The organism is Pantoea sp. SYBGC1, from assembly GCF_057197005.1.
Genome location: NZ_JBXUNM010000001.1, coordinates 814,907 through 840,405 on the forward strand (window position 1 = coordinate 814,907; position 25,499 = coordinate 840,405).

Genomic DNA, 25,499 nt, shown 5'->3' on the forward strand with positions numbered 1-25,499 from the left:
AGCAAATACGCCTGATGTTTTTGTAAAGCCTGAGCGGATAAGACAAATTGAGTGAATTACAGGCGTTAATCGATGAATGTTCACGCAGCTGGCTATCTGGCGCGCGGGCAGAATCATAAAATAAGCGCAGTGCTGAAAAAATTATTAACGTATTCGCAATTTGCATAATCGGATATTTTTTCCAGGCTTAACAGGTAACCCTGACTAAGGAGAAGATATGCTGGATCAATACAAACAGTGCCTTGAAGCCTGCTACCTGTGTGCAGCCGCCTGTGATAACTGTGCCGCTTCATGCCTTAAAGAGGAAAACCTGGAGATGATGCGCGAGTGCATTCGCATGGATATGCAGTGCGCGAATATCTGTCGTCTCGCGGCACAATTTATGACGCTGAAGAGCGAATTTGCCCCCGCGCTCTGCCAGCTGTGTGCTGAGATCTGCCAGAAATGCGGCGATGAGTGCGGCCAGCATCAGCACGATCACTGCCAGGCATGCGCAAAAGCCTGTCATCACTGTGCAGAACTGTGCCGTCAGATGGCCGCGTAATGGCAAAGCCTGAAAACCCGCTTACCGGCGGGTTTTAATCTACAGTGCATTGTGTTTTCCTGAAGAAACAGCGGTAACGTTAAGCTTTTTATTGTGTAATCAGAAAGGATGAGTCTCAGCTTTAAAATCCATGTCCAGCACAGGCTATTGGCTTAAAGATGTGCAGGCATTATTTTTTAATTGTTCGCTATCCTGCTTTCCATAAAAGTCACATCACGCTGTTCTATATATCGAAAAGAAAGACACTGTTTATCTTATATACGTATCATATCCCGCTGATTATTTTCTGTAGTGCAACGGCCAAATTTAATGGCGCACTCTCTTTCGTTTTTCTGTTGTCAGGCTGCGGTGATTCATGCTACCCGGCCTGAGTAGCTGCTTCACCGTTCTGGATGCGACGTGTCAGTTAACGCGCTTCAACGCTTCTGTGTAGCAGGCGTAGCCACTGGGCAGGCCTGATGGTTCACGCTTAGTGGCGCTGTTGTGATTACCCTGTTACCAAAGCTTTTTTTATGCGATTGTTCCTAAAGGGTTGCAGTCTGTTTCACGATGTATAAGATCGTGCAACTCTTAACTTAAGCTAAACGTTATGCTCAAACTATTTTCGCGCTATCTCAGTATCGGCGTACTGAACACCGCTATCCACTGGGCAGTCTTTTATCTGATCCTCTGCACCTCTGATGCTACTCAGTCGCTTGCTAACTTCGGCGCCTTTTGCGTGGCAGTAACGTTCTCATTTTTTGCAAATGCCCGCTGGACGTTCAACTCTGAGACAACAACCCTCCGCTACATGATTTATGTCGCCTTTATGGGCTCTCTGGCCTCTGCTGTCGGCTGGGCGGCGGATAAGTCGGGATTGTCGCCACTGATTACCCTGGTAGTTTTCTCCGCGATAAGCCTGTTCTGTGGCTTCATCTATTCAAAATACATCGTTTTCAGGGAAGCAAAATGAAGATATCCCTTGTAGTCCCCGTTTTTAATGAAGAAGACGCGATACCTATTTTCTATCAGGAAGTACGCCGGGAACTCACCGCGCATGAGATAGAAATCGTGTTTATTAATGACGGCAGCAAAGACGGAACTGAGGCAATTATCAATGCCCTGGCGGTGTCAGATCCTCTGGTTAAAGCGCTCTCATTTACGCGCAATTTTGGTAAGGAACCAGCACTGTTCGCTGGCCTGGAGCATGCAACTGGTGATGCGGTTATCCCGATTGATGTTGATCTGCAGGATCCGATCAATGTCATACCACAGCTGATTGAGCGCTGGCGGGCAGGAGCTGATGTGGTACTGGCGAAGCGTGCAGATCGCAGTACAGACGGGCATATGAAGCGGAAAACAGCGGAGTGGTTCTATCGCCTGCATAACAAAATCAGCTCGCCAACGATTGAAGAGAATGTTGGTGACTTCCGCCTCATGTCGCGTGAAACGGTCGAGCACATCAAACTCCTTCCGGAGCGCAACCTGTTTATGAAAGGTATCCTGTCCTGGGTAGGCGGCCGTGTAGATGTGGTTGAATACACCCGGGCTGAGCGCGTGGCCGGCACATCAAAGTTTAATGGCTGGAAGCTGTGGAATCTGGCTCTGGAGGGCATTACAAGCTTTTCAACCTTCCCGCTGCGTATGTGGACTTATATCGGATTGTTTGTTGCAGCAGTATCATTTCTGTATGGCGCATGGATGATATTTGACACAGTAGTTTTTGGTAACCCGGTAAGGGGATATCCATCTATCCTGGTATCCATTCTATTCCTTGGCGGCGTGCAGCTTATTGGGATAGGGGTGTTGGGTGAATACATTGGAAGAATTTACGTGGAAACAAAGCAAAGGCCACGATTTATAATTAAATATCGTAAGGATATAAAATGAAGAAAATATTTAATGTCAGGACGGACATTTGGTTTCTTACCTTGCTTTGTCTTTTTTTGATAGCAACAACCAAAAACGTTTACATGCTTAATACGGGAGATTTTCATCGGGCAATATTCCCATTCATGCCACCAATACCATCATTCAGGCATGATATGTCGTTAAAATACCCTTTATACGAAGAGTTTTGGGGTATTGGCAAGTATGCTTACAGAAGCACTTATTCTTACATCCTTTATTTCGTAGCAGGAATTTTCAAACTAGCGACAGATCAGCTGGATGCGCGCATCCTGTCAGCAATTTTAAAATCAGCATATGTTGTGGTTTTATTTACCTTATATAAGAAAATCTGTGCTCATAAGATAGGCATTATCGATTACTTGACATTTGTATTTCTTGCCATCTTTATGTGCTCATCGTCAAACATAGCCTTTTTCCCATCATTCTATCAGGAGCAAGTGTTACTTCTTTGCATGCCTGCGATGGTTATATGTTTACTGCACCGCAAGAACTCTCTCCCCACCGTGTTTGCTTTTGCAATATCTGCATTTATTATCGGAGGCAGTAAAAGCCAATTTTTCTATTTACCTATCTGCTTATTAGCTTTCATCTTTTATTTCAATAATTACAAGAAGACCTTAGCGGTATCTCTTTTGATCGCCCAAGTATTTAGTATTGCATTTGTTCTGCACTCCTCTGGCGCGACAAACTACAACAAATATCATTCGGCATACTATGGAATTTATGCTTTTGAAAAGATGAATGGCATCAAGCCTCCTAAAGAAATCGATGATAAGTGTATAGGGATAGACGCATGGGGTGGTCAACTTGACAAAGAGCGAGGGTCCCATCGCTCTGCATTTGGAGAGTCTTGCTATAATAAGAATAGAGATGTATCGTTTATGGATTCCATAAAAGAATACATCAAGCACCCTTCCATAATTTTAAAGTTACCCTTTGACAGCATAGTCAGGGATAACCTTGTCACTGATTATATTCATGTAGCAAAGACAATAAAAGTTATCATTGATGACAAAGATTCATGGTCCTCAAAAGTGACACGAGCAAAAGATGATGCATTTGGCATTTATAGAATGATCATAATGCTCGCGATAGTGCTAGTGTTTTTCTCTATAAAATCACTTAGAAGCATGTCAGTCCCTATCGCTTTCGTAGGTGTATTTGGCATCTCACAATTTTATATATCCTTCCTTGGTGAAGGTTACCGAGACCTGTCAAAACATCTGTTTGGTATGTCATTTTCATTTGATTTGATGCTCTTTATAACAGTAGCATTTCTATTAGCTAAAATAGTTAAAAAGCCCCGCTAGGGGCTTAAATTTTTATTTGGCGGATTTTAGTCTTAGCTTGTATCAAATGCTGAATACTAGAACCAGCACCTGCAGCATTAGTTTAAAAATTGACAATATCGAATAAAAAAATGATATACCAACAGAAAATCATTGAGTCTGGGTTCCAGTTATGACATGTATTGTCCAATCAATAAGCTATCAGCCCGTAGCCTGCTCAGATTGGCATAGTACAGGATTGTCCTGTCACGAGGTTTTTACCTAAATTTTAATATAAGGTTGTACTGTTTGTGACCCTGTATAAGATCGGCTTTACCTGATAAGTAATGAACACGCCGAAAGCACACATTGCGCTGCGGCCCTAAATTAAGCAAAAAAGGTCAATGCAAAGGATGATCAAGTGACTCATTTTAAAAAGAACTTAACCATATCCACTATCTTGATATTAATATTCTACATCCCTATATTTTTAATAGATAAGCCGTTCACAGATGATTATGCGAGAAATATAAAAGGTTATTTTGGATGGTCTGGTGATGGCAGGCCGTTAGCTGATTTATTTATATATATTATAAATTTCGGATCCACATTAACTGATACATCACCGTTAAGCAGCATCTTGTCCATGATAATTTGTGCAACTGCGTGCGCAATTATTTCCTATAAAATTATGAAAAGCACAAGTCTTTCGTCTGTTGCTGCATCTTGTGCGCTTATCGTATCTCCCTTCTTTTTTCATAATGCGTTATATCATTACGACTTTTTTACCATGTCGTTTTCAATCCTCTTCTGCGTGATTCCATTCTTGCTGATCGAGAGGAATTATATAGCTGGAAATGCGCTGGTATTTATTTGCATGGTTTCAGTTCTTTGTCTTTATCAGGCTAGCTTCCCGCTGTTCTTTAATTGTTTAATGCTAATGTTTATTGCGAGGAAAGTTGATGGATTTAACTACTTTTACCCTTGTTTCTCAGCAGGAGCTGCATTAGTTTTTTATCAGTTATTAATAGGGCCGGCATTTATCCATGGAGATTACGTAGTAAATCATGCAACGCCTGTCAGCCTGGATAAGAATGGACTAAAAGAAGCTGTAGAAAATATTAAAGGATTAGCTCTATATCTTCACAAGCTGGTTACTCCAATATGGGCCGTTGTATACTTTCCTGCTGCGATTGTCGCATCAGCTAGCATCTATAGGCAGATAAAGATACGCAAAATAAGCACTAAGTCTGTTTTTTATTTTTCCTGCATTACATTTGGCATGGCATTATCATGCCTTATGTTCTTTTTGACCAAAGATCCTGCATATTATCCGAGGGTAATGATAGGTTTCAACTCTTTAACAATGCTGATTCTTTGCATTTGTTCATTGTCAAGCTTTAGGATTTCATTACTGCCAGCATGCTCCATCCTCCTGGTTTTGACTTTTAATTTGTCAGTTGTAACAAATTTAATAAATTACACAAAAAGTATGTACCGGTTTGAGTCTCAAACCGTGCAGTCAATGAAGTCTGATATGATTACGCTTGGAGCTATCTCCCCACTTATAATTCACGGCTACCCGCCAATGCCTCAGATAGCCAATAGAATAAACGCTCGTTATCCATTTGCTCAGGATATTGTTCACCCAGATCTTGGTTGGAGTATCACTCGCATGTATGCTGAGATTGAAGCACCATTTTTCAAAGCCGAAAAAGGTAGCTATAAAGGCAAGATGGAAGAGGTATGCGGAACTGTTGAAAAGCCATGGAACGGTGTATACACAATTACCAAAATCAGTAACTCATATCATGCCGTGTTTAGAAACGAAGAATGTAAATAATAAATCAACCCCGAAAGGGGTTGTATTTTATTTATTTAAAATCCTATTCTACAACTTCTGTTGAATATGGAAGCTGGCAATGATTTTTTTCTTTGTAAAAGATGCTTTTATTAAACCATACTTTCATATAGTATATTAAAAACATCAAATACAGCCCATCTCAGATGATGTAAAATGCTACTGCTTATTACCTATCATACCAAGGTTAGTAAGGTACAAAATCGCCCCGCTGCTAGAGCTTTTTAAACGCGTTGGTAATGAGCAGATGCATTAGTAGACAAGATAATTCTTTCAAATTTTTCCAGATCAAAATGCATTAAAAAAATACAATTGTCACTCTGCTGATTTTAATATATTTATTAATTCCCATTTAAAAATGATGCCGCCTTATCTGGAAAATCAGTAAATACTCCATCAACATTCGCTTTATTGTAAAGCATTTCATATAGTTCATTAACTGAAGTAACATAACCAGGCAATCTATCTGCAAGAACTGAAAATGGGATTACCTTAAGGTTATGTTGGTGCGCTGCTTTTACTATATCTGAAACAAAAACACCTTTTCCTTTAACATTTTTTTCAAACAACATATGGTAATCAGGAGATATGGCATCAGCATAACTGGAAATATCCTTCATTGAAGAGGGATTCAACATCCAGTCATAACTATAATTAATCCACTTTCCATCTTTCAAGTATTTGGTTTCATTCCAGTCTGTGTAGGCAATTAATTGGACTAACTTTACATTCACTCCAGATTTAGGACCCAAGACAAATTTAATTCTCTTAAGCTCATCGGCATCAAAACACTGAAGATAAATATTATCATTTTTAGATGTATAACCATATTTTTTTAGGACTTCTAAAACCTTTATGATGATATCTTTCCCTTCTTTCTTATGAAACCATGGGGATTTTATTTCTGGGAATATGCCAACCTCTTTGCCTGTTGATTTATTTAGGCCTTGAACAAACTCAATTTCTTCTTCAAATGTGTGTAGCTTAAAATCAGACTTAAACACTGGAAAGCGGTTTTTGAATCCAGGATTTATTTTATTATCCTTATAGCTATACCAATTAGTTGCTCTTAGCTTCCTAATCTCTTCAAGAGTGAAATCAATCGCATAATAATGACCATCATTCCTTTTTTTGCTTAGGAATTTTTTGTCGACATCTGTAACATTATCCAGAATAAGACCGTGCAGAACTATCAAATGATTATCTTTAGTCATTACTAGGTCTTGCTCCAGATAATCTGCCCCCTGAGCATAAGCCATGGCTTTAGCTTCAAGCGTATGCTCAGGCAGATAACCACTTGCTCCCCTATGTGCTACAATAATTTTAGTTCCCTTAGAATGAGTGGTTGATAAGATCAACATGGGAGAAAAAATCAGAAAAAAGGAAGCAATAATGATGACTTTTCGCACGGCTTAATCTTCTATATTTAAGTAGTTGATTATTATTTTATATCTAGCACAATATATGTGTCAACATAGCCAAGAGAAAATCGAGCTTTTTACATACCAAAAACCTTTTCCTCTCTATATTTTCCATTGCCGAACCACACATACTCTATAGCAGTACTATAATTGTTGATAGGTCACGGAAAGAAATATTTTTTATTAATCACTTCAAATTTTCATTTATAAAAAACCAACAGGCAATATCAATCCACTCAAGCCAACTATCAATATTTTTCTAACCTTACTTTCAGGATACTTAAACGCCTAATATATATGAAACACCTTATAGGCTCACATTGCAACCTATGACCATAAATAAAATAATGATTTTACATTTATTATAAAATATAAAGCCAGAAAGTTAGAAAAAGCCATATTTATTTTAAACCATCTAATTCAAAAATATCACACCACTTCAATCACTGATTTTTTTGCAACTAAGCTTTATAACGCAACTCTCAAGCAATTTAAATATGAAAATTTCATTTAACTCTCATTGATTGATTTCGAAATAAGAGGAGGTCGATAATTGCTTTTATTCGGCATTTAATGCTCGACTAAAAAGCAATTAGAATATGCCACATAAAATGTTGAGCCGCGGCTTTATGTAGTCCTGCACCGGTAAAGGGAATCCCATTAGAGGCCATCGTTAGAGTTGAACCGGAACTACGTCATATTTTCACCCGCCTGCTTTGAGGCGTCACGGAAGTTGGTTGTGTGGCTCCGTATCCAATTGTTCGCTACTTTGGGCATGCAATGCCAGTTGACGTACTTCAGCTCCTTTACAAAGCCTGCAGTGGTCATAATGCTGCGACCGCTGGATGAAACTAATGAATGCTTCTTTAATTTGGTACTCGGGTGGTATGGTCAAATCCTCCTCTGATAATAACTGCATATAGATACAGTAGTATTGTTCTATAGATCTGATCAAGATGCGCCAGATGTATGCGAACCTATTAGCTAGTATGAATATTTATTTGCTGCGACCGGCGTGAATGATTTAGTCTCCCACATCATAATCTGCTCAGATCGGCGCGGCACAAAATTGCATCGTTGCCAAGGATTTTTTGATAACTATGTGGTTTTCTTTGCTTCCATTTTAAACAATCTGTTGCGCTTGATTCTATCAGATAGCTTATGTCCCATTTTTATTGTTGGCTTCTCAATATAGTTATACGTTGCATATGAAATGCATAATGTTATTATCACTAATGAGAATAAAATAAAAAAGCCATCACCGCCGCCAAAAAGATTAAGCGGACCAATATATGAAAATACCACTTTTTTTACTACGACGTGATTGATGTAAATTGAGTAAGACATCTCACCAATATAAACGAGGAGTCGTGGGTAAAAAATGTTTAACTCTCTCGAAATGATAAGTATAGATAGCACTATGACAGCTGAACACCATCCCCAATATAAAGGTCCGACAAGACTGGTAGCTTTAGACAGCATGAATATTAAAGAAATTGTGAAGGCTAATATCGATAAAAATGTGAAATGAATGCTGCCATTGAATTTGTCAATATAGAAAAGATAGATATAGGCCACAAGCATGCCTAATACAAAATCTATAATTATGGGATTGGATACGAAAAGGAAATTATAATGTATTCCATGAAAGCTGTTTTCCCCGGATAGCGCTTCAAAGGTGAAAACACCATTCATATGCTTCTGCAAAGAAAAAATAATTGTGAGAATCAACACAGAACATATCACAGCCCTATATTTATGGTTTATAAGCATTGCTAGTGAAAAAACCATATAGAAATATGATTCATAGGTCAGGGTCCATGCGGAATATATTGTACTCATTCCAAACCATGGAGCTTTGCCGTTGTAGTCTATAGGTATAAGAAGATAGCTCTTTATTATATTAACAATAGTAAAAGACTCTTCACGAGAAGAAAGAAGGTAAACTGTCAGAACTACAAAATACAGAGGGTAGAGACGAAAGAATCTCTTTATGGCGAACTCTGCAAAAGTGTTATTTTCTTTATTACGTGATGCGTAAACGATTATGAAGCCGCTAATCACGAAAAAGATATCAACACCAGCTTCGCCGAAAAGAAAAAGCCTGTCCCCAAGATCCTTTAACGGGTATACATTGTTAATGTAATGCCTGAAATGGAAAAGAACCACAAGCATTGCGGCTACACCCCTGAGCACCTGTATGCTGTCCAATCTACCTTTAGCCAATTTACCCTCACGTATAAGCCATATTTATATATGAATCACTGATTATGCAACCTGAGGACCACAAGCGCAATTGATTCATTGATATGATAAATGGTTAAAATGGCACTTCTGGTCCTTGGAAATCCGGAGCATCGTTGTTATTCATCCGGTTGAGGAGCAATCTGTACTTTTCAATCCTGCTAGTTCTTTAACCTCTGAATTGATAGCTATATCCAAATCTATCACATCCTCTGTAAAGGAAGAATTCTTTAACTTTTTTTGCATCTGTGGGCCATAAACCGGCTGATATGCATACATCAACCATACTGCCATTGAAAAGCATATTGGAATTTAGAGAGTAGAAAAGGCCATAATTTTGGAATCCTATAGCTAAATATCGGATTGTTTCTGCAACTGCAACTGCAACTGCAACTGCAACTGCAACTGCAACTGCAACTGCAACTGCAACTGCAACTATATTATTCAGGTGAGACGCACAATCTGCTAAAAATCCAGAACTGTTAAGCCAACCCCTAACAGTTGACGCCTATGGAGCAGATCGTGACGGGGTGATTTGTTCAGTTAGCGTAACTAAGAAACAGCCATTTTGGAATTGAATAGGAAAAGAGACTATTGCGCTGGCAACCCTGACAGCAAAGCCTGTCGCATATACCACTGATACGCATCTTTGCTTTGAGAGCGAACTGAAGATAGGCGATATTTGGGCTGGACCGTTTAATGAAGCTGTTGAGGTGCCACTGTATCGAAAAACCAGAGATGTAGCCATGCTCATCGGCCTCGTCATTGCTATAGTCTCTGTTCTTCCCGCTCCAGTATCTGAGCGCATCTATCCAACCATTGAAGCCTGCGAGCAGATAAAGGCTCGGCTGCGTGGGCGCCGGCCACTGGTGCAATTAGAGTGCATCGAGGTGCTCCGGTAAGCGTGCAGGCTTAACTTACCGTAAGCCAGATCAGTCCAGACACACATACGCCTGCTGGTCACTTTCTGCAAGGGCAAACCCCAACTTTATCGCCAGTCAGATGGGACACGCTAACGCACAGATGGTTTATCAGGTGTACGGTTCCTGAATAAAAGAAAATGATGAGGCCCAAAGGAGTCTTCTGAACGAAAAACTGAATGGTTTTGTCCCATCACTGTCCCACATTAAAGCCATCTGACCAATAACTATATTTACATCATATAGTTAACCTGACTAAACCTGCATATTCATAATATCGCTGTACGCACTCACCAGCTTGTTGCGTACCTGGATGCCCATCTGCATAGAGATAGAGGACTTCTGCAGATCGACCATGACGTCGTTGAGCTGCACGCCAGGTTTACCGAGCTCAAAATCCTGCGCCTGCGCGCGGGCGGTGGTCTGGGTTTCACTGATCTTATCGAGTGCCGCTTTCATGGTGGCACCAAAATCGAGCTGGCTGGAGGAGTGCGTATCCTTGCCGGCCGCCTGCAGTGAGGTCATCTGCAGCTGCTGCAGTACGCCATCTATTGCCTGAATTGACATCTTTATACCTCGCAGAAAAAGGGAGTGAATTTTTTACGTCTGCAAAGTTAGCACAGTGTCAATAGGACAAAGGCGCTAAATAGCCCCTAAAACCCCGGCTTATTCAGCCATCGAAGTGATGCGATTCATCAATAATGCCTGCCATAAGATTGGAATTTCATTTTTACCCTAAAGTTTTTGCGCCGCGGTCCGAAGGGAAACGCCCGTGCGGGGAGCTCACTTAGTCAGCTACCGCCGGCACTCTGCAGGCCAGCAGCGCAAAGACCGGGTAGACGTATCAGGGAGTCTGTTTTGTTACCACAACTTACCCGGTCAATTATGTCAGGCAGGAATCGGTCATGAATGCGAGTGCAGCCGCTACACAGGAATCAGCAAAGAAAGGCATAACAGACCTTTTCGCCCGCCTGCGCGCTAATCCGCGAATTCCCTTAATCATCGCCGCGGCCGCAGCCATTGCGGTCGTGCTGGCGCTGGTGCTCTGGGCCAAAGCGCCCGACTACCGCGTGCTCTATAACAACCTCTCTGATGAAGATGGTGGCGCCATTGTCACCCAGCTGACGCAGATGAACATCCCCTACCAGTTCGCCGAAAACGGCGGCGCCCTGATGGTGCCGGCCGATAAAGTGCATGAACTGCGCCTGCGCCTTGCGCAGCAGGGTCTGCCGAAAGGCGGCTCGGTAGGTTTTGAGCTGATGGATAAAGAGAAGTTTGGTATCAGCCAGTTCAGCGAGCAGATCAACTACCAGCGTGCGCTGGAAGGTGAGCTGGCACGCACTATCGAAACGCTGGGTCCGGTCAAGGGCGTGCGCGTGCATCTGGCGATGCCGAAACCCACCCTCTTCGTCCGCGAACAGAAAGCGCCGTCGGCTTCAGTGACGCTGACGCTGCAGCCTGGCCGGGCACTGGATGAAGGTCAGATCCAGGCGATTCAGCATATGGTCTCCAGCAGCGTCGCGGGCCTGCCGCCAGGCAACGTCACCGTGGTCGATCAGACCGGCCGCCTGCTGACCCGCTCCGACAGCGAAGGACGCGATCTCAACGACGCCCAGCTGAAATATGCCGCTGAAGTTGAAGCGCGTTATCAGCAGCGTATTGAAGCGATCCTGAACCCGATCGTTGGTCAGGGTAACGTGCATGCACAGGTCACCGCGCAGATTAACTTCGACCGCAGCGAACAGACGGATGAGAAGTATCAGCCAAACGCTAATCCGAACAACTCGGCGGTGCGCTCGCGTCAGACCAGCACCAGCGATCAGAACGGCAGCGCCTATCCGGGTGGCGTGCCTGGTGCGCTCTCTAATCAGCCGGCGCCCGCTAACAATGCACTGGTGACAAATCCGCAGCAGCAGAATGCGGCTAATGCCCAGAACAATGCGGCGCAGAATGCCGGTACCACCACCAGCACCGCAGGCCAGAGCAGCGGCCCGAGCAGCTCCAGCCGTAATGATACGGTGAACTATGAGCTCGATCGCTCAATCCGCCACACCAAACTCAACGTTGGCGACGTGCAGCGTCTGTCGGTCGCCGTGGTCGTGAACTACCGCGATGACGGTAAAGGCAAAGCGGTCGCGCTGAACGATCAGCAGATCAAACAGATTGAAGATTTAACCCGCGAAGCGATGGGCTATTCACAGACGCGCGGCGACAGCATCAATGTGGTGAACTCGGTCTTCAATACCACCGAGCCTGCGGGTGGCGATCTGCCGTTCTGGCAGCAGCAGTCATTCTTCGATCAGCTGATGAGTGCCGGTCGCTGGCTGCTGGTGGCGCTGGTCGCATTCATCCTCTACCGCAAGCTGGTGCGTCCGCAGCTGCTGCGCAAACGCGAAGCGGAACAGGCCGCTGCAGAAGCCGTTGCCGCCCGCGCCGCTGCGCAGGAAGAGCAAGCCGCTTACAGCGTGCAGATTAATAAAGATGAGCTGGATCAGGAGCGGAAGTCTTCTAACCGCATGAGTGCCGAAGTGATGAGCCAGCGCATCCGCGATATGTCTGAAAACGATCCGCGCGTCGTGGCGCTGGTTATCCGTGAATGGATGAGTAACGAACTATGAGTCTGACCGGTACAGAAAAAAGCGCCATCCTGATGATGACTATCGGCGAAGAGCGCGCAGCTGAAGTGTTTAAACACCTGAACCAGCGTGAAGTGCAGCACCTCAGCGCGGCGATGGCCAACATGAAGCAGATATCGCACAAGCAGCTGACGGAAGTCCTGCGCGAGTTCGAGACCGACGCTGAGCAGTTCGCGGCGCTGAGCCTGAACTCCAACGATTACCTGCGCTCGGTACTGGTCAAAGCGCTGGGCGAGGAGCGTGCTTCCAGCCTGCTGGAAGATATTCTGGAAACGCGCGAAACCACCAGCGGCATGGAGACGCTTAACTTTATGGAGCCGCAGGCGGCCGCCGATCTTATCCGCGACGAACATCCGCAAATTATCGCCACCATCCTGGTGCACCTGAAGCGTGGTCAGGCGGCCGATATTCTGGCGCTGTTTGATGAACGCCTGCGTCACGATGTAATGCTGCGTATCGCCACCTTTGGCGGCGTTCAGCCAGCGGCGCTGGCGGAGCTGACCGAAGTGCTGAACAGCCTGCTGGATGGCACCAACCTCAAGCGCGCGAAGATGGGCGGCGTGAGAACTGCGGCCGAGATTATCAACCTGATGAAAACGCAGCAGGAAGAGGCGGTCATCGAAGCCGTACGCGACTTCGACGGCGAGCTGGCGCAGAAAATCATCGACGAGATGTTCCTGTTCGAGAACCTGGTGGAAGTGGACGACCGCAGCATCCAGCGTCTGCTGCAGGAAGTGGAGTCCGAGCAGCTGCTGATTGCGCTGAAAGGTTCCGAGCAGCCGCTGCGCGAGAAGTTCCTCAAGAATATGTCGGCGCGTGCAGCCGATATTCTGCGCGACGACCTGGCCAACCGCGGCCCGGTACGTATGTCTGCGGTAGAGAACGAACAGAAAGCGATTCTGCTGGTGGTGCGTCGTCTGGCAGAAGCGGGCGAAATGGTCATCGGTGGCGGCGAGGAAACCTATGTCTGATGCATTTTCTGCCCGTCCGTGGCAGCGCTGGCTGCCTGACGATCTGGCTGCGCCGCTGAGCAGCGTGCCCGAACTGCCACCTGCAGAACATGATGCTGACGCCGTGGCGTTCAGCGAAGAGGATGAGCAGCGCCAGCAGCTGGAGCTGATGCAGCAGCAGATGCGCAAAGATGCGCAGACGCAGGGCTACAGCGAAGGCTATCAGAAAGGATTTGCGGAAGCGCAGCAGAATGGCTACGACGCCGGCTTTCAGCAGGGTCTGGCTGACGCACAGCAGCAGCAGGCGCCGCTGCAGGCGCGCATGCAGCAGCTGGTAACGGAGTTCCACCATACGCTGGAAGCGCTGGACAGCGTCATCGCCTCACGGCTGATGCAGCTGGCGCTTGAGGCCGCCCGTACCGTTATCGGTCAGGCGACGCAGGTGGATGGCAGCGCCCTGCTACGGCAAATCCAGCAGCTGATCCAGCAGGAGCCGATGTTCAGCGGCAAACCGCAGCTGCGCGTGCATCCGGACGATCTGCAGCGCGTGGAGCAGACGCTCGGCCCCACGCTGGATCTGCATGGCTGGCGGCTGCTGGCTGACAGCACGCTGCACCCCGGTGGCTGTAAGCTCAGCGCTGAGGATGGCGATCTCGACGCCAGCGTGGCTACCCGCTGGCAGGAGCTGTGCCGCCTGGCGGCACCGGGAGCACTCTGATGACGTCTCGCCTGTCGCGCTGGCTTGGCGCACTCGACTCCTTTGAACAGCGTATCAGCCAGGTGCAGTCCGTGCGGCGCTATGGGCGCCTGACGCGGGCCACCGGTCTGGTGCTGGAAGCGACCGGGCTGCAGCTGCCGCTGGGCGCAACCTGCATTATCGAACGCCATGACAACGGCCACATCACTGAAGTAGAGAGTGAAGTGGTGGGTTTTAACGGGCAGAAGCTGTTTCTGATGCCGCTGGAGGAAGTTGACGGCATTTTGCCTGGCGCCCGCGTCTACGCACGGATGAACGGCGATCACAGCGGCAAACAGCTGCTGCTGGGGCCAGAGCTGCTGGGTCGCGTGCTCGACGGCAGCGGCAAGCCGCTGGATGGCCTGCCCGCACCGGAAACCGGCTATCGCGCACCGCTGATCACCCCGCATTTTAACCCGCTGCAGCGCACGCCTATTCATGACGTGCTCGACACCGGAGTGCGCGCCATTAACGCTCTGCTGACGGTGGGACGCGGTCAGCGTATGGGCCTGTTTGCCGGTTCCGGCGTGGGCAAGTCGGTGCTGCTCGGCATGATGGCGCGCTATACCAAAGCCGATGTGATCGTGGTCGGCCTGATTGGCGAACGCGGCCGCGAAGTCAAAGAGTTTATCGAAAATATTCTGGGGGCCGAAGGCCGCGCCCGCTCGGTGGTGATCGCCGCGCCGGCCGATGTCTCTCCGCTGCTGCGCATGCAGGGTGCCGCCTACGCCACGCGCATTGCGGAAGATTTCCGCGATCGTGGTCAGCACGTGCTGCTGATCATGGACTCGCTGACGCGCTATGCGATGGCGCAGCGTGAAATTGCGCTGGCAATTGGTGAGCCACCGGCAACCAAAGGCTATCCCCCTTCCGTATTCGCCAAGCTGCCGGCGCTGGTGGAACGGGCGGGGAACGGCATCGACGGCGGCGGTTCAATCACGGCGTTTTATACCGTGCTGACCGAAGGTGACGACCAGCAGGATCCAATCGCTGACTCCGCGCGCGCCATTCTGGACGGGCACATTGTTCTGTCGCGCCGTCTGGCGGAAGCGGGCCACTACCCGGCAATCGATATCGAAGCGTCAATCAGTCGCGTCATGACGTCGCTGATTGATGAAACGCATTACGCCCGGGTGCGGCAGTTTAAGCAGCTGCTGTCGAGCTATCAGCGTAACCGCGACCTGGTGAGCGTCGGCGCCTATGCCGCCGGCAGCGATCCGATGCTGGATCGGGCTATTACGCTCTATCCGCAGATGGAAGCGTTTCTGCATCAGGGAATTTTTGAACGCAGTGAATATGATGACGCCTGCCTGCACCTGCAGACGCTGTTTGGTTAACGTGGTTATCAGACGAGGCTAGCCGATGAAAACCGCCAGTGCAATTGACACCCTGCGCGACCTGGCAGAACAGGATCTGGATGACGCTGTGCTCCATCTGGGCAATATGCGGCGCGGCCAGCAGCAGGCCAATGAGCAGCTCAGCATGCTGCTGGACTATCTGGATGAGTATCGCAACAAGCTCAATCAGGATATGTCCGGCGGTATTACCAGCATGCGCTGGAGTAACTATCACCAGTTTATCCAGACGCTGGAAAAAGCGATTGACCAGCATCGCCAGCAGCTCAGCCAGTGGGATCAGCGCACGGAACAGGCGCTGGGCAGCTGGCGGGAAAAACACAAGAAACTCAATGCCTATCAGATGCTGATCACCCGCGCTGAGGAGAGTGCATTGCGTCAGGAAAACCGTCTCGATCAGAAACGAATGGATGAATTTGCCCAACGGGCCGCACTGAGGAAAAGCGAATGACTACGCTGCAAGCCCTGCTTACGCATACTGCAAAAGTCGCTAAAACAGCTGCCGCAGCTGATGCAGCGCCAGAGAGCCAGGCAACGGGTGACGGCCTGCCGTCCCACTTTATCACCGAGCTGGGAAATCAGCTGCTGGCGCTGGCTAAACAGCAGGGAAAACTGCAGCCGGGTGAGACCCGTGGCGCAGGCGACGTTGCCGGTAACGATGATAAAGCGTCACTGAGTAACCTGCTGCAGGCACTGGACAAACCAGACGCCTTAAATGCACTTTTCCAGCCGGCGGGATCTAAAGCCGGGCTTAAATCCGCCGATGATAGTAGTGAACATGCTGTAACGCCGTTAAGCGCCAGCGACTTACAGAATGTGCAGGCGCTGTTTGCCATGCTGCCGGCGATGGTGGAAAACCGGCCGCCGCTGGCTTCGGGCACGCCGCCACAGGCTGCGGCTGATGCCGCCGCAGGCACGCCGCTGAACGCCGCGCTGAGCGGTGCACTGCTGCCGGGCACCGCACCGGCAACTGAGCAGGCAGAGGCGGCGACACCACACACCCGCAGTCAGGATACGCCCGCGCTTACCGCGCGCGCTGATGGCCCGGCCGCCAGCAGCCACGGCAGCACGGCGCCCGCCAGCAGCGCTGCACTGACGCTGGATGAGAGTTTCCGGCAGATGCTGGGAGGACTCAGTAAAAGCGATGAGCGGCAGGCGCTGTCAGCCGGCCAGGAGCAGCCAGCGGCCCATCTCAGCGCCATGTTAAGCAGCAGCGCGCCGGTCAATACGGCCAGCGCCAGCCTGCAGGGCACCCCGTCAACGCCGATGCTGAATGCGCAGCTTGGCAGTCAGGAGTGGCAGCAGGCGCTGGGGCAGCAGATTGTGATGTTCAGCCGCAACGGACAGCAGAATGCTGAACTGCGGCTGCATCCGGAAGATTTAGGCGCGCTGCAGATCAGTCTGACCATGGATAAGGATCAGGCGCAGCTGACGCTGGTCTCAGGCCACAGCCATGTCAGGGCGGCGCTGGAAGCGGCCCTGCCGCAGCTGCGCAGTGCCCTAGCGGAGAGCGGCATTAATCTGGGCCAGAGCCAGGTGAGCAGCGACGCATTTGCCCAGAGCCAGCAGCAGCACGCCGGACAGCACGAGAACCAGCGCGATGGTCAGTATGGCCGTTTTACTCAGGCGCTGGAGAGTGACAGTGAGATAACGCCTGTGGCCGTTCCGGCGGCCCTGCAGGCGCGCGCCGCCGGCAGCGGTGGCGTCGATATTTTTGCCTGACAGCGGCTAAACGCTGAAGGTAAGCGTAAAACCCGCGTCTTTTCTTCCCATTGTTTGACTTAAGACGCGGGATAATCTGTTCAGGTAAGCCGAGAGGCTTGCCCATAATTCACAGGAAGTACTGCAAACATGTCTGATAACGCGAAAGCAAAAGGCCGCAAACGTTCATTACTGATTCCGGTGTTACTGATTGTAACGCTGGCCGCTTGCAGCGTAGCAGGCTATGCAGTCTGGCGAATGATGAATAAACACGAGGGTGACAAACCGGAAGCCGCGAAAGTTGAGCCACCGCCCGCCCCCGTCTTTTTTGCAATGGATACGTTTACGGTTAACCTGGTCAATCCTGACAACGATCCCGATCGCGTGCTGTACGTAGGCTTTACCCTGCGTCTGCCGGATGAGGATACCCGTCGCCGGTTGAACGATTACCTGCCGGAAGTGCGCAGCCGTCTGCTGCTGCTGCTGTCGCGTCAGAACGCGGCGCAGCTGGCAACCGAACAGGGCAAACAGGCCCTGGTTGGACAGATTAAACAGGTAATGGCGCCGCCGCTGGTAACCGGACAACCTGCACAGGTGGTCAGTGATGTGCTGTTTACCGCCTTCATTTTGAGGTGATTTAATGGGCGATAGCATTCTCTCCCAGGCTGAAATTGATGCGCTGCTTAACGGCGACAGTGACAGCGCGGAAGTAGAGAAAATTTCCACCGGGAGCGATGGCGACATTCGCCCTTACGACCCCAATACCCAGCGTCGTGTGGTACGTGAGCGGCTGCAGGCGCTGGAGATCATCAATGAACGTTTTGCGCGCCATTTTCGTATGGCGCTGTTTAACCTGCTGCGCCGCAGCCCGGATATCAGCGTAGGGGCGATAAAAATTCAGCCCTACCACGAGTTTGCCCGCAATCTGCCGGTGCCAACCAACCTGAACCTGATCCATCTGCAGCCGCTGCGCGGCACAGCGCTGGTGGTGTTCTCGCCGAGCCTGGTGTTTATCGCCGTGGATAACCTGTTTGGTGGCGACGGGCGCTTTCCGACCAAAGTAGAGGGGCGCGAGTTTACCCATACTGAACAGCGCGTGATCCGCCGCATGCTGAAGCTGGCGCTGGATGGCTACAGCGACGCGTGGAAAGCGATCTACCCGCTGGAAGTGGAGTATGTCCGTTCAGAGATGCAGGTGAAGTTCACTAACATCACCACCTCACCTAACGATATTGTCGTCAACACCCCTTTTCAGGTGGAGATCGGCAACCTGGTTGGTGAGTTTAACATCTGTATTCCGTTTTCCATGATTGAGCCGCTGCGCGAGCTGCTGGTCAATCCACCGCTGGAGAACTCCCGCCAGGAGGATACGCACTGGCGCGATAATCTGGTGAAGCAGGTGCAGCACTCTGAACTGGAGCTGATTGCACATTTTGCCGAAACCTCAATGCGCCTGTCGCGCATTTTGCAGCTTAAACCCGGCGATGTACTGCCAATTGAAAAGCCGGATCGCATCATTGCCCATGTGGATGGCGTTCCGGTACTGACCAGTCAGTACGGCATGCTGAATGGCCAGTACGCGCTGCGCGTTGAACATCTGATTAACCCGATTTTGAATTCGCTGAATGAGGAACAGCCCAATGAGTGACAGCAAAAACCCGTCCGACGATATCTCCGCGGACGATCTGTGGGCTGAAGCAATGAACGAGCAGACCAGCAGCGGCAGCGCACCGGCCGCCAGTGAAAACGTGTTTAAGGCGTTTGAGAGCGCCGGCGCCAGCGGTGCCATGCAGGATATCGATCTGATCATGGATATCCCGGTCAAACTCACCGTTGAACTGGGCCGTACCAAAATGACAATCAAAGAGCTGCTGCGTCTGACGCAGGGATCTGTGGTGTCGCTGGACGGTCTCGCCGGTGAACCGCTGGATATTCTGATCAACGGCTATCTGATTGCGCAGGGTGAAGTCGTGGTCGTGAATGATAAATATGGCGTGCGTATCACCGATATTATTACGCCTTCTGAACGCATGCGTCGTCTGAGCCGCTGATCATGCAAAACAGCGCACAAACCCTGCAGCCAGCACACGCGCAGCCGGTGGTCTCTACCGGCTCCGTGGTGAGCCAGGTCGGCACCATGCTGGCGGTGATTGTTCTGCTGATTCTGGCCTGCGGCTGGCTGGCGAAGCGCATGGGCTTTGCGCCAAAAACGGTTAATGCACAGGCGCTGAAAGTCAGCGCCAGCGTACAGGTCGGGCGTCAGGAGCGGGTGGTGATCGTTGAAACCGCCGATGCGCGCCTGGTGCTGGGGGTAACAGCGCAGCAGATCACCCATCTGCATTCGCTGCCGCCACTGCCGCCTGAAGAGCACCCGCAGGCTCAGCCTGTACCACCGGATTTTCGTCAGATCCTCCACAACCTGGTTAAACGTCCCGGAAAACCTTAATGATGCGTCGATTACTCTCTCTGCTGCCGCTGCTGATGCTGCTGGCTCCGGCTGCGCACGCGCAGTTGCCTGGTCTGGTCAGCCAGCCGCTGGCTAATGGCGGGCAGAGCTGGTCGCTGCCGGTACAGACGCTGGTGTTTATCACCTCGCTGACCTTTATCCCGGCCGTACTGCTGATGATGACCAGCTTTACACGCATCATTATCGTGTTTGGCCTGCTGCGAAACGCGCTGGGTACCCCTTCGGCCCCGCCTAACCAGGTGATGCTTGGCCTGGCGCTGTTCCTGACTTTTTTCATCATGGCGCCCACGTTCGACAAAATCTACGCGGATGCCTACCTGCCCTTCAGTCAGGACAAAATCAGTATGGAAGTGGCGCTGGATAAAGGTGCCCAGCCGCTGCGTGAGTTTATGCTGCGCCAGACGCGCGAAGCCGATCTGGCCCTGTTTGCCCGTCTGGCCAATACCGCGCCTATCGACGGCCCGGAAGCGGTACCGATGCGCATTCTGCTGCCCGCCTACGTGACCAGCGAGCTGAAAACCGCATTCCAGATTGGCTTTACGGTTTTTATCCCTTTTCTGATTATCGACCTGGTGGTCGCCAGTGTACTGATGGCATTAGGTATGATGATGGTACCGCCGGCGACAATTGCGCTGCCGTTTAAGCTGATGCTGTTTGTGCTGGTCGACGGCTGGCAGCTGCTGGTGGGATCGCTGGCCCAGAGCTTTTATTCCTGACCCTTCATTAATTTTTTCCCTGACAGGAGCACAGTATGACCCCGGAATCAGTAATGGTAATGGGCCAGGAGGCGATGCGCGTCGCGCTGATGATGGCGGCTCCGCTACTGCTGGTCGCGATGGTAAGCGGGCTGATCATCAGTATCCTGCAGGCGGCAACGCAGATTAACGAACAGACGCTCTCTTTTATTCCCAAAATTCTGGCGGTGGCGGCCACCGGCGTGATCGCCGGACCCTGGATGCTGAATCTGATGCTGGATTACATTCGCACTCTGTTCAGCAACCTGCCTTATATCATCGGCTGATGGTTACCCTCGACAGCAGTCAGCTTATCCACTGGGTGGCGCAGTTTTTCTGGCCGATGGCGCGCCTGCTGGCGCTGTTTGCCAGCGCGCCGGTGCTGAACGAGCGCAATATTCCCAAGCGGTTAAAGGTGGCGCTTGCGTTTGTGATCACCTGGATTTTGCTGCCGCTGTTGCCACCGGTGGACGTTACCCTGTTCTCACCTGCCGGTTTCTGGATGCTGATCCAGCAGCTGCTGATTGGTGCCGGTATCGGTCTGACCATGCAACTGGCGTTTTCAGCCGTAAAGCTGGCGGGTGAAATCATTGGTTTACAGATGGGATTATCTTTCGCTACGCTGCTGGACCCGAACACGCGGGTTAACATGCCGCTGCTGGCGCGTTTTCTCGATATGCTGGCGATGCTGCTGTTTCTGACCTTTAACGGACATCTGTGGCTGATCTCGCTGCTGGCAGACAGTTTTCAGACCTTGCCCGTCAGTGCAGAGCCGCTGAGTGCTGATGCCTTTATGGGACTGGTCAAAGGCGCCGGGCTAATTTTCCTTAATGGCATGATGTTAGCGCTGCCCTTAATCATTTTGCTCCTCACGCTAAACCTGGCACTGGGTTTGTTAAACCGTGTTTCACCTCAACTGTCGGTTTTCGCTATCGGCTTTCCCGTGACCTTAACGGTCGGCATCCTCTCTATGGGTATGCTGATGCCGCTTCTTGCCCCATTCTGCGAACATCTGTTCAGCGAAGTCTTTGATTTACTCGCCCGATTTGTCTCAGAACTTTCCCCTGCACGTTAGTTAACGATACTGTTACCATTCTGAAGTGATAGTTAAGCAGTCAAAATCATTCCGTATACTTTTCAAACCATTTTTTTCAGAAATCAACTGAGGAAAATCTGATAAATCGATATTTATCGTGAAAAACATTCTTATTAAACGGCCCGTGGAGTATTTTAGTCAGACGATTCTTAAGGTGGTTTCCCTGACGAATCGGTTGGCAAAATGCTCAAGGGTATGTTTTTAAACAAAAAAAATTTAAAAGCGATTTTTCTTGTCTAATTTCCCTTTTTCCGGCATTGTCAACACTCGCTGAAGCGTCACACTTTCGCGAAACAAATGTTTTTAAGATTTGTCCTATCAGAATTGCCTGTAACATGCGCGATAGTGACACAGCTCTCAAAAACAGGGCGGAAGGTATACTTAAAGCAAATTCCTGGTGATTCCCGCTATCGCCGGGGAAAGAATGACGTGGATGGAACACAAAAAACTTCGCAGAACGGGTCAGGGAAGAGTCATGATGGCGCAGGGATATAATTTGCCAGACTGCAAAGCAGAATAAAAAAGTGTCTTTGAAAATTTCTCTCGTACCGCAAACGCGTATTCATCGTTGATTTAAACGGATAACAAATTGGTGAGGGTCGCTATAATGCCAACGATTATTATGGATTCATGTAACTACACACGCCTGGGACTGTCGGACTATATGTCGGCAAAAGGAGTTAAAAAGAAAAACATTACTGCAGCCACGGATATCGAACAGCTACAACAAAAATGCGAGCAATTAAAACCTGGCGTAGTATTTATTAACGAAGATTGCTTTATTCACGAAGCCGATTCCAGCGATCGCATTCGTGCTATTATCACACAGCACCCGGATACTCTTTTCTTTATCTTTATGGCGATCTCAAATATCCATTTTGAGGAATATCTCTACGTTCGTAAGAACCTGATTATTACATCAAAATCGATCAAGACATCGACTCTGGATTCACTGCTGGGTACTTACCTGCAAAAGAAACTCAATGCGTCACCGCGTATTTCCGCCGGGATGGATATTCATCCACTGACGCTGAGCCAGACCGAATCAAATATGCTGAAAATGTGGATGTCAGGCCATGACACCATTCAGATTTCAGACAAAATGCAGATTAAGGCTAAAACCGTTTCGTCACATAAAGGCAATATTAAGCGTAAAATCAAAACGCATAATAAACAGGTTATCTATCATGTAGTACGTCTGACAGATAATGTAACCTCCGGCATTTATGTTAACGTGCGATAAACTGTCTGCTACATAATTTATGCTGCCACAGGGCTGGTCTGATGACCGGCCCTGTTGTTTTTTAACGCTTTTGCGATCGCGATCCCATATTCTCACCTAAGCCTTTACCCTGCCCTGCCGATGTTTGCTTTCAGAACCCTTACCACTATGAGAGCAAGGAAATGAAAACAGCATCGACCGATGTAGATAATAAGCTCAGCCTCTGGCAAAACCTGCGCCTGATGCCATTGTTCAGCGTGATATTCGGCGGCATTCTGCTGCTTTTTGCTCTGTGTATTGGCCTCGCCAGCTATTTTCTCATTCAGAGCAACAATTCGCTGAACGATGCCACTGAGGAGATTCAGGTGCGCATGGGCATCTCCAACAGCTCTAATCACCTGCGCACTGCCCGCCTTAATATACTGCAGGCGGGCGCGGCGACGCGTATTGGCGAGATGGATAGCTATCGCGCCGATCTGGCGCGGACAGAAACGCGCATTAAACAGGCGCGCGAAGGATTTACGCTTTATATGGCGCGCGATGTTAAAACGCCCGCCGATCTGGCCCTGGATGCGCCGCTGACCGCCAGCTTCAATCAATATATCGATAAAGGCGTGAAGCCGATGATCGAATCAGCGCGTCAGGGTAGTTTTGAAGGCATTGTGGCGCAGGAGACCGATGTCACCCGTAAACTGGATGATGCCTATAATGCACTGCTGCTGAAAGCCATTAAAATTCGTACCGACCGGGCCGAAGCGATTAACGCTGAGGCAGCGCATCAGGCGCGCCTCGGCTTTATCGCCATGGCAGCGGCGTTTGCGGCTGCATTAGTGCTGGTCGGACTAACCTTTATTTTTCTGCGGCGGATCATTATTAATCCTCTGCGCCAGTCGGTCGTCCGCATTGAGCGAATTGCCCGGGGTGATTTGACCGCCGCCGATGTGCCGTGCGGGCGTAACGAAATCGGCATGCTGTTGCATAATCTGCAGCTGATGCAGGCGGCGCTGGTACGCACCGTGGGCAGCGTGCGCGAAGGAGCGGAGGCTATTTATCAGGGAACCAGCGAAATCTCCGCCGGGAACACCGACCTCTCTTCCCGCACCGAGCAGCAGGCATCCGCGCTGGAACAGACCGCGGCCAGTATGGAGCAGCTCACCGCGACGGTGAAGCAGAATGCGGAAAATGCCCATCACGCCAGTCAGCTGGCGGCTGACGCCTCTGATAAAGCGCGCAACGGTGGCGATCTGGTCAGCGGCGTAGTGAAAACCATGAACAACATCTCCGGCAGCTCGAAAAAGATCGCCGAAATCACCAACGTGATTAACAGCATCGCTTTTCAGACCAATATTCTGGCGCTTAACGCTGCGGTAGAAGCCGCCCGGGCGGGTGAACAGGGCCGCGGTTTCGCCGTTGTCGCCAGCGAAGTACGCAGCCTGGCACAGCGCAGCGCTCAGGCGGCGAAAGAGATCGAAACGCTGATCGCCGAGTCGGTCGCGCTGATTGGTGACGGATCGCATCAGGTGGGCGAAGCGGGAACCACCATGAGTGACATCGTTGAAGCCGTACGGCGCGTCACCGATATCATGGCAGAGATCGCCGCAGCGTCAGATGAGCAGAGCCGCGGTATCCAGCAGGTCAGCCTGGCGGTAACGGAGATGGATAATGTGACGCAGCAAAACGCCTCGCTGGTTGAAGAAGCCTCTTCTGCAGCGGCCTCGCTTGAAGATCAGGCGGGTAAACTGACGCAGGCGGTGGCTGCATTCCGCCTCAGCGACAGCGCTTACGCCACAACGAAGGTTACGGCGCCGGCCAACGCGGTGCCAGCAGCTCAGCGCACGGTGCGTCCGGCACTGGCGGTATCCGGCAGCGATAACTGGGAGACCTTCTGACAGCACGCGCCCCGCTGAATCGTCAGATGGGGCGCGCGGTTTGGTTTGCTCAGCCGGTGCTGGCAGGCTCAACGAATACGCCTTCGGCGTGGTCGCTTTCGTTAAAAAACCAGATGCCCAGTGGATAATCCTCCAGCGCCACCAGATACATGGTCCCTTCGTTAAACGGCTCCACCGCCAGCAGTTTACCTGCGCGGCGCGGGCCGCCGTCTGTTTTCACCGTTACGTGTTCACCTACCTGCATTGCGACCTCTCAGCGACTGTTTTGCGTCAGTGTAACGTAAACAGGCGGCGAAATAGTGATCGCGATCAGCGACGGGCGATAACCCAGACAGCGTGGACGATGCCGGGAATATAGCCACAGAGCGTCAGCAGAATGTTCAGCCAGAACGCTCCGCCAAAACCCACCTGCATAAATACGCCCAGCGGTGGCAGCAAAATAGCGATAATAATGCGCAGCAAATCCATACTAACTCCTTGTTATCAATAATAATCAAACAGCATTAAGCATAGCTGCTTCCGGTAAAAACAGGAGCGATGTCAGGTAAAGAACTGTCAAAAGCCG

General features: G+C 49.7%; 25 protein-coding genes and 1 pseudogene. 21 read left to right on the forward strand and 5 right to left on the reverse strand.

From position 1 onward, the window contains the following. Window positions 1–217 precede the first annotated feature (217 nt). From AC2CF9_RS03870 to AC2CF9_RS03890, 5 genes are all read left to right on the forward strand, one after another. On the forward strand, window positions 218–544 hold the full coding sequence (locus AC2CF9_RS03870) for a four-helix bundle copper-binding protein (RefSeq protein WP_484556289.1): 327 nt from the start codon (window positions 218–220) through the stop codon (window positions 542–544). A 589-nt stretch (window positions 545–1,133) separates the two neighbouring features. Beyond that, window positions 1,134–1,496 carry a GtrA family protein gene (locus AC2CF9_RS03875; protein ID WP_150016368.1) on the forward strand — a complete coding sequence of 121 codons (363 nt, stop codon included), beginning with the start codon at window positions 1,134–1,136 and terminating at the stop codon, window positions 1,494–1,496. Beyond that, entirely contained in the window at window positions 1,493–2,413 is a 921-nt protein-coding gene (locus AC2CF9_RS03880; RefSeq protein WP_484556290.1) for a glycosyltransferase family 2 protein, read from the forward strand. Before AC2CF9_RS03875 ends, AC2CF9_RS03880 begins: the two co-directional genes overlap by 4 nt. Next, a complete protein-coding gene (locus AC2CF9_RS03885) occupies window positions 2,410–3,744 on the forward strand; it encodes a hypothetical protein (RefSeq protein ID WP_484556291.1) in 1,335 nt (444 codons plus the stop codon). Before AC2CF9_RS03880 ends, AC2CF9_RS03885 begins: the two co-directional genes overlap by 4 nt. Window positions 3,745–4,123: 379 nt before the next feature. Beyond that, the gene (locus AC2CF9_RS03890; protein WP_349917934.1) at window positions 4,124–5,545 is read left to right on the forward strand and encodes a glucosyltransferase domain-containing protein; all 1,422 of its coding nucleotides are present in this window, start codon (window positions 4,124–4,126) and stop codon (window positions 5,543–5,545) included. A gap of 359 nt (window positions 5,546–5,904) precedes the next feature. On the opposite strand, the gene glpQ is transcribed toward AC2CF9_RS03890, so the two are convergent. Beyond that, a complete protein-coding gene (gene glpQ, locus AC2CF9_RS03895; RefSeq protein ID WP_484556443.1) occupies window positions 5,905–6,924 on the reverse strand; it encodes a glycerophosphodiester phosphodiesterase in 1,020 nt (339 codons plus the stop codon). Between the two features lie 1,158 nt (window positions 6,925–8,082). After that, window positions 8,083–9,210 carry an acyltransferase family protein gene (locus tag AC2CF9_RS03900; RefSeq protein WP_484556292.1) on the reverse strand — a complete coding sequence of 376 codons (1,128 nt, stop codon included), beginning with the start codon at window positions 9,208–9,210 and terminating at the stop codon, window positions 8,083–8,085. Window positions 9,211–10,128: 918 nt separating this feature from the next. Between AC2CF9_RS03900 and AC2CF9_RS03905 the strand changes: the two are divergent. Then, window positions 10,129–10,368 (forward strand): annotated as a pseudogene (locus AC2CF9_RS03905) (hypothetical protein); the annotation flags it as partial. Between the two features lie 35 nt (window positions 10,369–10,403). On the opposite strand, the gene fliE reads toward AC2CF9_RS03905, so the two are convergent. Further along, a complete protein-coding gene (gene fliE / locus AC2CF9_RS03910) occupies window positions 10,404–10,715 on the reverse strand; it encodes a flagellar hook-basal body complex protein FliE (protein WP_039385118.1) in 312 nt (103 codons plus the stop codon). A 338-nt stretch (window positions 10,716–11,053) separates the two neighbouring features. Here fliE and fliF point away from each other — a divergent pair, with 338 nt between their 5' ends. The 15 genes from fliF to AC2CF9_RS03985 all read left to right on the forward strand — a co-directional run bounded on the left by fliF (window position 11,054) and on the right by AC2CF9_RS03985 (window position 24,934). After that, window positions 11,054–12,766, forward strand: a complete 1,713-nt coding sequence (gene fliF, locus AC2CF9_RS03915; RefSeq protein ID WP_484556293.1) for a flagellar basal-body MS-ring/collar protein FliF — start codon at window positions 11,054–11,056, stop codon at window positions 12,764–12,766. Next, complete coding sequence (gene fliG / locus AC2CF9_RS03920) at window positions 12,763–13,755, forward strand: flagellar motor switch protein FliG (protein ID WP_108569578.1); 993 nt, start codon at window positions 12,763–12,765, stop codon at window positions 13,753–13,755. Before fliF ends, fliG begins: the two co-directional genes overlap by 4 nt. Continuing rightward, window positions 13,748–14,452 (forward strand): flagellar assembly protein FliH, encoded by a 705-nt coding sequence (gene fliH, locus AC2CF9_RS03925; protein WP_150016374.1) that lies wholly within the window; start codon window positions 13,748–13,750, stop codon window positions 14,450–14,452. The genes fliG and fliH overlap by 8 nt, the downstream gene beginning before the upstream one ends. Further along, complete coding sequence (gene fliI, locus AC2CF9_RS03930; RefSeq protein ID WP_039385131.1) at window positions 14,452–15,807, forward strand: flagellar protein export ATPase FliI; 1,356 nt, start codon at window positions 14,452–14,454, stop codon at window positions 15,805–15,807. Before fliH ends, fliI begins: the two co-directional genes overlap by 1 nt. A 25-nt stretch (window positions 15,808–15,832) precedes the next feature. Further along, the gene (gene fliJ / locus AC2CF9_RS03935) at window positions 15,833–16,276 is read left to right on the forward strand and encodes a flagellar export protein FliJ (RefSeq protein WP_039385135.1); all 444 of its coding nucleotides are present in this window, start codon (window positions 15,833–15,835) and stop codon (window positions 16,274–16,276) included. Continuing rightward, complete coding sequence (locus tag AC2CF9_RS03940; RefSeq protein WP_484556294.1) at window positions 16,273–17,547, forward strand: flagellar hook-length control protein FliK; 1,275 nt, start codon at window positions 16,273–16,275, stop codon at window positions 17,545–17,547. Before fliJ ends, AC2CF9_RS03940 begins: the two co-directional genes overlap by 4 nt. 129 nt (window positions 17,548–17,676) lie before the next feature. Then, window positions 17,677–18,162, forward strand: a complete 486-nt coding sequence (fliL, locus tag AC2CF9_RS03945; RefSeq protein ID WP_039385141.1) for a flagellar basal body-associated protein FliL — start codon at window positions 17,677–17,679, stop codon at window positions 18,160–18,162. A 4-nt stretch (window positions 18,163–18,166) separates the two neighbouring features. Beyond that, window positions 18,167–19,174 (forward strand): flagellar motor switch protein FliM, encoded by a 1,008-nt coding sequence (gene fliM / locus AC2CF9_RS03950; RefSeq protein WP_039385143.1) that lies wholly within the window; start codon window positions 18,167–18,169, stop codon window positions 19,172–19,174. After that, window positions 19,167–19,577, forward strand: a complete 411-nt coding sequence (fliN, locus tag AC2CF9_RS03955; RefSeq protein ID WP_039385146.1) for a flagellar motor switch protein FliN — start codon at window positions 19,167–19,169, stop codon at window positions 19,575–19,577. The genes fliM and fliN overlap by 8 nt, the downstream gene beginning before the upstream one ends. A gap of 2 nt (window positions 19,578–19,579) precedes the next feature. Further along, window positions 19,580–19,972, forward strand: coding sequence for a flagellar biosynthetic protein FliO (gene fliO, locus AC2CF9_RS03960; RefSeq protein WP_150016376.1), 393 nt, complete (start codon window positions 19,580–19,582; stop codon window positions 19,970–19,972). A gap of 2 nt (window positions 19,973–19,974) precedes the next feature. Continuing rightward, entirely contained in the window at window positions 19,975–20,709 is a 735-nt protein-coding gene (gene fliP / locus AC2CF9_RS03965) for a flagellar type III secretion system pore protein FliP (protein WP_039385989.1), read from the forward strand. A gap of 35 nt (window positions 20,710–20,744) precedes the next feature. After that, window positions 20,745–21,014 (forward strand): flagellar biosynthesis protein FliQ, encoded by a 270-nt coding sequence (fliQ, locus tag AC2CF9_RS03970; protein WP_039385151.1) that lies wholly within the window; start codon window positions 20,745–20,747, stop codon window positions 21,012–21,014. Then, on the forward strand, window positions 21,014–21,802 hold the full coding sequence (fliR, locus tag AC2CF9_RS03975) for a flagellar biosynthetic protein FliR (protein WP_484556295.1): 789 nt from the start codon (window positions 21,014–21,016) through the stop codon (window positions 21,800–21,802). The genes fliQ and fliR overlap by 1 nt, the downstream gene beginning before the upstream one ends. Window positions 21,803–22,430: 628 nt before the next feature. Beyond that, window positions 22,431–23,066: a transcriptional regulator RcsA gene (rcsA, locus tag AC2CF9_RS03980; protein ID WP_039385157.1), complete on the forward strand. Its 636-nt coding sequence runs from the start codon at window positions 22,431–22,433 to the stop codon at window positions 23,064–23,066. 161 nt (window positions 23,067–23,227) lie between these two features. Further along, complete coding sequence (locus tag AC2CF9_RS03985; RefSeq protein WP_484556296.1) at window positions 23,228–24,934, forward strand: methyl-accepting chemotaxis protein; 1,707 nt, start codon at window positions 23,228–23,230, stop codon at window positions 24,932–24,934. Window positions 24,935–24,983: 49 nt separating this feature from the next. Here AC2CF9_RS03985 and dsrB read toward each other — a convergent pair whose 3' ends face one another. Both dsrB and AC2CF9_RS03995 read right to left on the reverse strand, forming a co-directional pair. Further along, window positions 24,984–25,178 carry a protein DsrB gene (gene dsrB / locus AC2CF9_RS03990; protein WP_150016379.1) on the reverse strand — a complete coding sequence of 65 codons (195 nt, stop codon included), beginning with the start codon at window positions 25,176–25,178 and terminating at the stop codon, window positions 24,984–24,986. Window positions 25,179–25,243: 65 nt separating this feature from the next. After that, window positions 25,244–25,402, reverse strand: a complete 159-nt coding sequence (locus AC2CF9_RS03995; protein WP_039385165.1) for a YqaE/Pmp3 family membrane protein — start codon at window positions 25,400–25,402, stop codon at window positions 25,244–25,246. Window positions 25,403–25,499 lie beyond the last annotated feature (97 nt).

What these genes read in the sequence shown, in the direction of transcription:
- fliQ (WP_039385151.1), top strand. Translation starts at nt 20,745, where the DNA reads ATGACCCCGGAATCAGTAATGGTAATGGGCCAGGAGGCGATGCGCGTC.
- glpQ (WP_484556443.1), bottom strand. Translation starts at nt 6,924, where the DNA reads ATGTTGATCTTATCAACCACTCATTCTAAGGGAACTAAAATTATTGTA.
- AC2CF9_RS03875 (WP_150016368.1), top strand. Translation starts at nt 1,134, where the DNA reads ATGCTCAAACTATTTTCGCGCTATCTCAGTATCGGCGTACTGAACACC.
- fliP (WP_039385989.1), top strand. Translation starts at nt 19,975, where the DNA reads ATGCGTCGATTACTCTCTCTGCTGCCGCTGCTGATGCTGCTGGCTCCG.
- AC2CF9_RS03985 (WP_484556296.1), top strand. Translation starts at nt 23,228, where the DNA reads ATGAAAACAGCATCGACCGATGTAGATAATAAGCTCAGCCTCTGGCAA.
- fliH (WP_150016374.1), top strand. Translation starts at nt 13,748, where the DNA reads ATGTCTGATGCATTTTCTGCCCGTCCGTGGCAGCGCTGGCTGCCTGAC.
- dsrB (WP_150016379.1), bottom strand. Translation starts at nt 25,178, where the DNA reads ATGCAGGTAGGTGAACACGTAACGGTGAAAACAGACGGCGGCCCGCGC.
- fliL (WP_039385141.1), top strand. Translation starts at nt 17,677, where the DNA reads ATGTCTGATAACGCGAAAGCAAAAGGCCGCAAACGTTCATTACTGATT.
- fliF (WP_484556293.1), top strand. Translation starts at nt 11,054, where the DNA reads ATGAATGCGAGTGCAGCCGCTACACAGGAATCAGCAAAGAAAGGCATA.
- AC2CF9_RS03870 (WP_484556289.1), top strand. Translation starts at nt 218, where the DNA reads ATGCTGGATCAATACAAACAGTGCCTTGAAGCCTGCTACCTGTGTGCA.
- AC2CF9_RS03885 (WP_484556291.1), top strand. Translation starts at nt 2,410, where the DNA reads ATGAAGAAAATATTTAATGTCAGGACGGACATTTGGTTTCTTACCTTG.
- fliM (WP_039385143.1), top strand. Translation starts at nt 18,167, where the DNA reads ATGGGCGATAGCATTCTCTCCCAGGCTGAAATTGATGCGCTGCTTAAC.
- fliG (WP_108569578.1), top strand. Translation starts at nt 12,763, where the DNA reads ATGAGTCTGACCGGTACAGAAAAAAGCGCCATCCTGATGATGACTATC.
- AC2CF9_RS03880 (WP_484556290.1), top strand. Translation starts at nt 1,493, where the DNA reads ATGAAGATATCCCTTGTAGTCCCCGTTTTTAATGAAGAAGACGCGATA.
- fliO (WP_150016376.1), top strand. Translation starts at nt 19,580, where the DNA reads ATGCAAAACAGCGCACAAACCCTGCAGCCAGCACACGCGCAGCCGGTG.
- fliE (WP_039385118.1), bottom strand. Translation starts at nt 10,715, where the DNA reads ATGTCAATTCAGGCAATAGATGGCGTACTGCAGCAGCTGCAGATGACC.
- fliR (WP_484556295.1), top strand. Translation starts at nt 21,014, where the DNA reads ATGGTTACCCTCGACAGCAGTCAGCTTATCCACTGGGTGGCGCAGTTT.
- fliI (WP_039385131.1), top strand. Translation starts at nt 14,452, where the DNA reads ATGACGTCTCGCCTGTCGCGCTGGCTTGGCGCACTCGACTCCTTTGAA.
- fliN (WP_039385146.1), top strand. Translation starts at nt 19,167, where the DNA reads ATGAGTGACAGCAAAAACCCGTCCGACGATATCTCCGCGGACGATCTG.
- rcsA (WP_039385157.1), top strand. Translation starts at nt 22,431, where the DNA reads ATGCCAACGATTATTATGGATTCATGTAACTACACACGCCTGGGACTG.
- AC2CF9_RS03940 (WP_484556294.1), top strand. Translation starts at nt 16,273, where the DNA reads ATGACTACGCTGCAAGCCCTGCTTACGCATACTGCAAAAGTCGCTAAA.
- fliJ (WP_039385135.1), top strand. Translation starts at nt 15,833, where the DNA reads ATGAAAACCGCCAGTGCAATTGACACCCTGCGCGACCTGGCAGAACAG.
- AC2CF9_RS03995 (WP_039385165.1), bottom strand. Translation starts at nt 25,402, where the DNA reads ATGGATTTGCTGCGCATTATTATCGCTATTTTGCTGCCACCGCTGGGC.